The sequence below is a fragment of the Polynucleobacter sp. UK-Kesae-W10 genome (genome assembly GCF_018881575.1).
Classification (GTDB): Bacteria; Pseudomonadota; Gammaproteobacteria; order Burkholderiales; family Burkholderiaceae; genus Polynucleobacter.
Genome location: NZ_JACVQB010000001.1, coordinates 1,171,092 through 1,177,153, shown reverse-complemented (window position 1 = coordinate 1,177,153; position 6,062 = coordinate 1,171,092). Strand labels below are relative to the sequence as shown.

7 protein-coding genes and 1 pseudogene are annotated in these 6,062 nt (G+C 47.4%); 3 read left to right on the top strand and 5 right to left on the bottom strand.

What is annotated here, in order from left to right; all coding sequences use genetic code 11:
• A pseudogene (locus ICN24_RS10355) lies at positions 1-400 on the top strand (transporter); the annotation flags it as partial.
• A 58-nt stretch (positions 401-458) separates the two neighbouring features.
• Entirely contained in the window at positions 459-2,207 is a 1,749-nt protein-coding gene (locus ICN24_RS06365) for an IlvD/Edd family dehydratase (protein ID WP_216222128.1), read from the top strand.
• A gap of 30 nt (positions 2,208-2,237) precedes the next feature.
• On the opposite strand, the gene ICN24_RS06360 is transcribed toward ICN24_RS06365, so the two are convergent.
• Entirely contained in the window at positions 2,238-3,917 is a 1,680-nt protein-coding gene (locus ICN24_RS06360; RefSeq protein WP_216222127.1) for an AMP-binding protein, read from the bottom strand.
• A 16-nt stretch (positions 3,918-3,933) separates the two neighbouring features.
• On the bottom strand, positions 3,934-4,491 hold the full coding sequence (locus tag ICN24_RS06355; RefSeq protein WP_216222126.1) for a 5'-methylthioadenosine nucleosidase: 558 nt from the start codon (positions 4,489-4,491) through the stop codon (positions 3,934-3,936).
• Between the two features lie 11 nt (positions 4,492-4,502).
• Between ICN24_RS06355 and ICN24_RS06350 the strand changes: the two genes are divergently transcribed.
• Positions 4,503-5,021 carry an adenine phosphoribosyltransferase gene (locus tag ICN24_RS06350; RefSeq protein WP_216222125.1) on the top strand — a complete coding sequence of 173 codons (519 nt, stop codon included), beginning with the start codon at positions 4,503-4,505 and terminating at the stop codon, positions 5,019-5,021.
• A 17-nt stretch (positions 5,022-5,038) separates the two neighbouring features.
• Here the strand turns inward: ICN24_RS06350 and ICN24_RS06345 are convergent, their stop codons facing one another.
• The 3 genes from ICN24_RS06345 to ICN24_RS06335 are packed head-to-tail and all read right to left on the bottom strand — an operon-like array spanning position 5,039 to position 6,038.
• Entirely contained in the window at positions 5,039-5,320 is a 282-nt protein-coding gene (locus ICN24_RS06345; RefSeq protein ID WP_216222123.1) for a YqjK-like family protein, read from the bottom strand.
• Between the two features lies 1 nt (position 5,321).
• On the bottom strand, positions 5,322-5,690 hold the full coding sequence (locus ICN24_RS06340) for a phage holin family protein (RefSeq protein WP_216222121.1): 369 nt from the start codon (positions 5,688-5,690) through the stop codon (positions 5,322-5,324).
• Positions 5,691-5,696: 6 nt separating this feature from the next.
• The gene (locus ICN24_RS06335) at positions 5,697-6,038 is read right to left on the bottom strand and encodes a YqjD family protein (RefSeq protein WP_216222119.1); all 342 of its coding nucleotides are present in this window, start codon (positions 6,036-6,038) and stop codon (positions 5,697-5,699) included.
• Positions 6,039-6,062: the final 24 nt, after the last annotated feature.

The window sequence follows — 6,062 nt, the reverse complement described above, 5'->3', positions numbered from 1 at the left end:
GATTCAACCGGCCGCTGGTTTATCTCAAGCAGTTGGTCCATGGCGCTTGGAATTGGCTGGCATGGCAACGATTTATACCAGCAACACCAGTTATATGGGTAGCAATACCCTGTCACAAAACCCCGTCTACTCCGGTGAAACCCATGTCATTTACTACTTTCCGAATACGGCCTGGATTTCAGCGGATGCGACTTATTTCACTGGCGGTCAGGTCTATATCAACGGCCTGCCGATCAATGGCACGCAAGAAAACTGGCGTTTTGGTAGCACCCTCTCTTATCCAGTTGATAAGCAGAACTCAATCCGTCTAAGTGCCAGCAAGGGCGTCTACTCACGAACTGATACCAGCTACAACGCGGTGGGGATTTCATGGCAGTTTCGCTGGGGTGGGGCTCCCTAGGCTTGGTTCAGCCTTATCGCTACAATCAATAAAAACAAGAATGAGCAATCGAGACAATATGAGCACTAAGCCAAAAGATTCCAAAGCCAGTACTGAGACTGGATTACGCAAAGGCCTGACTAGCTATGGCGACAAAGGTTTCTCTTTGTTTTTACGCAAAGCTTTTATTAAGGGCGCTGGTTACACCAACAGCGCTTTAGATCGCCCAGTCATTGGCATTATTAATACTGGCAGCGCATATAACCCCTGTCACGGCAACATGCCCCAACTATTAGAGGCTGTAAAACGCGGCGTCATGTTGGCTGGCGGCCTACCAATGGAATTTCCCACGATTTCAATTCATGAGAGTTTTGCAGCGCCGACCAGCATGTATCTGCGCAACCTTATGTCTATGGATACCGAAGAGATGTTGCGTGCACAGCCGATGGATGCGGTTGTCATGATTGGCGGTTGCGATAAGACAGTGCCCGCTCAAATGATGGGCGCCGCTTCAGCAGGTCTTCCTGCTATTCAGCTCATTACCGGCTCTATGCTGACCGGCTCACATCGCAGCGAACGTGTTGGCGCCTGTACCGATTGCCGTCGCTACTGGGGTAAGTTCCGCGCTGGTGAAATCGACGAAACCGAAAAAGATGAGGTGAATGATCAGCTAGTGGCCAGCGTTGGAACCTGCTCCGTAATGGGCACCGCAAGCACCATGGCTTGTATCGCTGAGGCGTTAGGCATGACCGTGCCAGGTGGCGCTACGCCACCAGCCGTCACTGCCGATCGTATTCGGGTTGCAGAGGAGACCGGCGCTTGCGCAGTACAGATGGCGAAGGACGGATTGACGATTGATAAAGTACTCACAGCAGATGCTTTTGAAAATGCCATGCGCGTTTTATTGGCTATTGGCGGCTCCACCAATGGGATCGTGCATCTGGCAGCAATTGCTGGCCGCATGGGTCTAGAGATTGATTTAGATGCCCTAGATAAAATGGGCAATGAAACACCGGTATTGGTCGACTTAAAACCATCCGGCGATCACTATATGGAAAACTTCCATGACGCAGGCGGTATGACCACGCTACTTCGTGAACTCAAGCCTCTGTTAAAGCTCAATGCAATGACCGTTACCGGCAAAACCTTGGGCGAGGAAATTGATGCTGGGCCACCGAGTTTTAAGCAGGATGTGGTGCGTAAAATTGATAAACCGATCTATCCCCGCGGCAGCATTGCGGTGCTGCACGGCAATCTTGCTCCAGGAGGCGCCATCATTAAGCAATCGGCTGCCAATGAAAAGCTCATGGAACATGAAGGTCGTGCTGTTGTGTTTGAAAATGCGGAAGATTTAGCCAATCGCATCGACAGCCCAGATCTCGACGTCACTGCCGAAGATATTTTAGTTCTCAAAAATATTGGCCCCAAGGGCGCTCCTGGCATGCCTGAGGCAGGCTATATTCCGATCCCTATGAAGCTGGCTCGTGCTGGCATCAAAGATATTGTGCGTATCTCCGATGGCCGCATGAGCGGCACTGCTTTTGGCACGATTGTGTTGCATGTCACTCCCGAGTCTGCAATTGGCGGGCCGCTAGCGCATGTACGCAATGGCGACCGCATTCGACTCTCAGTCAAAAATCGCGAGATTAGCCTACTGATTTCAGATGAAGAGCTGGCCAAGAGAGCAATAGAAAATCCGATAACTCCACCGACTGCAGAGCGTGGCTACAAAAAGCTATTTTTAGATACCGTTACTCAAGCCGATCAAGGAGTCGACTTTGATTTCTTGCGCGCCGTGAAGATGGTTGGCAAAACACCTAGCAAATAAGGGCAGGATTTTTAATAAGGCTAAATGAACTCAGAGACTTCTGAGTTCACGCCGCAATATCTTGCCAACATTGGATTTTGGTAGCTCGTGAATAAACACTACTTTGCGTGGTCGTTTATAACTAGTTAGATGGTCTTTGCAGTATTGCAAAACATCTGCTTCAGTCATGTGGTGATTGTCTTTCACAATATAGGCCTTGACAATCTCACCCAATTTGCGATGTGGGACGCCAATCACGGCGCACTCTTTAATGCCACTCATTTGGACCAAGACGTCCTCGACATCATTCGGAAACACTTTGAAGCCTGCCACCACTATCATGTCCTTCTTGCGATCCACAATCTGGATGTGACCACCTGTCGTAACAAGACCAATATCTCCAGATTTGAAATAGCCATCACTGGTCATGCAATGGGCAGTTTCTTCAGGCTTGTTCCAGTAGCCCGCCATCACCTGGGGTCCTTTGATGCAAATTTCTCCAGGTGTACCCTGCGGCAGCTCTACCTCATCATCATCGAGAATAGCGACGTCCGTACTAGGCATTGGCATTCCAATATGGCCTGTGAAATCCTTTTCTAAGGGGCTGTTGACGCAGACTACCGGGGAAGTTTCGGATAATCCATAGCCTTGTGCGATCGGGCACCCTGTTAAAGCCTGCCAATGGTCTGCAGTCTTCTTATGAACAGCCATTCCTCCACCAATGGTGACCAATAGATTGGGAAGTTTGACTTTCTTAAATTCAGGGCGATGAATTAATGCATGAAACAGTGTATTGACGCCCGGAAAGATGTTGATTTTGGGATGCTTGATCAGTAGCTGAATAAAGTTGTCAATATCTCGTGGATTCGCAACCAAAATTAAAAGGCCTCCCTTGCTAATACCCAATAATGCACAGGCCGTTAATGCAAAAATATGCGTCATCGGCAATGCACATAAAAATTGAAGTTGTTCTTTAGTCTCAGGCTTTAATCCCGGATTAAGCCACGCTTCAATTTGCATCACATTAGAGAGAATATTTCGGTGGAGCAAGACTGCACCTTTTGAGGTTCCTGTAGTGCCGCCGGTGTATTGTAAGAAAGCAATATCTTCCAGGCCAATCTGGGGTTTCTGGAAATGATGCCTTGCACCGATTGCAAGCGCTGATTTGAATTTACAGTGCTGAAATCCCGTAAGGTCCCAAGCAGGAATCATCTTTTTAATATTGCGCGCTACCCAATTAATCAGATGTCCTTTGAGTCCCAGCATTTCACCTGGGCTGCTAATAATGACTTGCTTTACTAGAACATTATTCGCAATCGATTGATAACTGGCAGCAAAGTTTTCCATCAATACCAAGACGGATGCCTCACTATCCTTCAGTTGAGACTCCAACTCTCTTGGGGTATACAAAGGGTTGATATTGACAACTACGTAGCCGGCTCGCAAAGTACCTAGCATAGCAATGAGGTATTCCACTACGTTTGGATACATCAACGCCACACGAGCACCCGGCTCTAAATCTAGGACTTGTAAATAAGAAGCAAAGTCTTTTGAAAGGCGATCGATTTGACGGTAGGTAAAAAATACCCCCATAGACTCCACTGCCTGATGATTTGAAAATCGATCGAAGCATTCTTCTAGAAAATCCGTCAAGGAAGTATGGCTAGGCGGACCGATCTCCTGAGGCACGCCTGCAGGGTAATTTTTGAGCCAAGGTCTAGAAGAATTCATATCGATATAAATATCTTTAACTCAACTGCTGCTTGAGTTTTTCCAAGAATAAATCTTGTCCATGATGCACCTTATCCTGCCAATCTTTACCAGAGTCGGCATTCGCATCATCAGTAATGTATTTATAGGCTTGCCAAGGCACTTGATGATGATGGGCACAGGCTGCAATGGCAAATAGCTCCATGTCCACCACATCAACCCCTTGTTCATGCAACCAGGGGTCATGCGCTGTGACAAAGCTATCACCCGTTCCACATCGATATTGACCTAAGGCATGGTATTCGTAAGGCTTGTTGCAAAAAGGAGTTTGACCGCGTGGCGCTAGAGGCTCGGTCTGCATATCGCGTTGAATAACAGTGCCAATCTCCAATAAGCCATACAGGCTTGAATTAACCTTGCCGGCAGTTCCAAAATTTATAATCTGCTGCGGAGAGAATTGCGCAATGGCTTTCACAGTAGCGATCGCAGCGTTAATTTTCCCAATACCGCAGTACACAATTTCCACGCCTACTGGAAGTGCGGAGCGCTTGAGCTCACTTTCTAATGCGGTGATAATGAGGAAATGATTTTTCATGTCTGCTATTAATGAATTTATTAGATTATCTACCCGGCGTGCCGGACTTTCCGAAGCCTGGAATCCTCTTTCGAGATATCTCCCCTCTATTAGCCAATCCAGCAGCTTTTAAGGAGGCAATTGCCCAATTGGCAGCGCTGGCTGATACTTTTGACTATACCCATATTTTAGGCATTGAATCCCGAGGCTTTATCTTTGGATCTGCATTAGCCCATCATGCCCACAAGGGTCTTGCCCTGGCCAGAAAGCCCAATAAACTTCCCCTGGCGAGCCATCGTGAATTCTACGGCCTGGAGTACGGTGATGACTCTTTGGAGATTCAGCAATCCACCCTTCCAAAAGATGCTCGCGTATTACTAATAGATGATGTGCTCGCTACTGGAGGGACGCTGATTGCAGCTGATAAATTACTACGTAGTGCGGGCTTTAGTGTTTGTGGCGCGATAACACTACTAGAAATTGGCGCACTCAATGGCAGCACCCTTTTAAACCAGAACGGCATTCCCAATAAGTCTGTTTTAGTTAGCTAGCAGACTTTCCCGAGAGCTTAGATAAGCTTCTTTGCGCTCTTGAGTAACTTCATGGCACCCCAACCGACTGCCAAGACCTTGCTGGCTAACTTCGGCCTGTAATGCGCCAAGGCGGCAAAGGCGCTGGTCCACAACAATGGATTGTCTTTAAGAAAATGAAAGGCATCAATCCCCTTATCAGCCCAAGAGAGCGGCTTCTCCCAGGGTTCAAAGTGCTCCGCGAATGAACGGCGCTCATGTGCGGATTGCTCTTGAAGAAGGTGGCGACGGGCCTCGAGGTCGTGAATAGTTTTACTCATCCTAGTGTGAGAGCTCTTCCACATCTTTAGCAAACTCTGCGATAGAAGCCTCAAATAATTGCGGCATCGTACGAAAGGATTGAACAATCAGCAAAGCCAAGATTACACCAATCGATATAAATGCTCCGGTAAGCAAACTTAAGGCTAGCATACGATCTGATTCCCAACTGTAGATCACGATGAGCAAAGCCAACATCACCAAGCCAAAGAATAAGAAAAACAGGGTACATACAATCATCACTAGCAAACGAATAAATTTGCTACGGGCAATTTGTACGTCTACAGAAAGAAGCTCAAGTCGTGTTTTAGCAATCGAAGCGCCTGTTGCTGCCAGACCCTTAATCGAGGAAAGTAAATTTTCTTGTGACATAAGAACCTAACGACGACGAATAAAAAGGCCAAGCAAGAGACCCAAGCCTGCGGCAACGCCGACCGCTTCCCAGGGATTGCGATGCACAAAATCATCCGCACCTTCAGCTACCACTTTTGCTTTATCGGCTAATGTACCCTCTAAATTGGAAAGGCTTTGCTTCGCACCAGATAGGGTTTCTAAAGCCTTATTACGAAGTGAGCTAATAGCATCGCCAGGATGATCTTCGGTTGCTTTGATTAAAGCTTCAGCATCGGCCATGAGGGATTTAAACTCACTTACGAGTTGATCGGCGCCTACAGAAGGCGCTTCAGAAGCAGTCATATGCTCTATTTTTTTACCTGTCATGACAATTTTCCTTAGTTACCTTTA

Excerpts from the sequence above, each read along its gene's own strand:
- ICN24_RS06365 (WP_216222128.1), top strand. The coding sequence starts at position 459 with ATGAGCACTAAGCCAAAAGATTCCAAAGCCAGTACTGAGACTGGATTA.
- ICN24_RS06360 (WP_216222127.1), bottom strand. The coding sequence starts at position 3,917 with ATGAATTCTTCTAGACCTTGGCTCAAAAATTACCCTGCAGGCGTGCCT.
- ICN24_RS06355 (WP_216222126.1), bottom strand. The coding sequence starts at position 4,491 with ATGAAAAATCATTTCCTCATTATCACCGCATTAGAAAGTGAGCTCAAG.
- ICN24_RS06350 (WP_216222125.1), top strand. The coding sequence starts at position 4,503 with ATGAATTTATTAGATTATCTACCCGGCGTGCCGGACTTTCCGAAGCCT.
- ICN24_RS06345 (WP_216222123.1), bottom strand. The coding sequence starts at position 5,320 with ATGAGTAAAACTATTCACGACCTCGAGGCCCGTCGCCACCTTCTTCAA.
- ICN24_RS06340 (WP_216222121.1), bottom strand. The coding sequence starts at position 5,690 with ATGTCACAAGAAAATTTACTTTCCTCGATTAAGGGTCTGGCAGCAACA.
- ICN24_RS06335 (WP_216222119.1), bottom strand. The coding sequence starts at position 6,038 with ATGACAGGTAAAAAAATAGAGCATATGACTGCTTCTGAAGCGCCTTCT.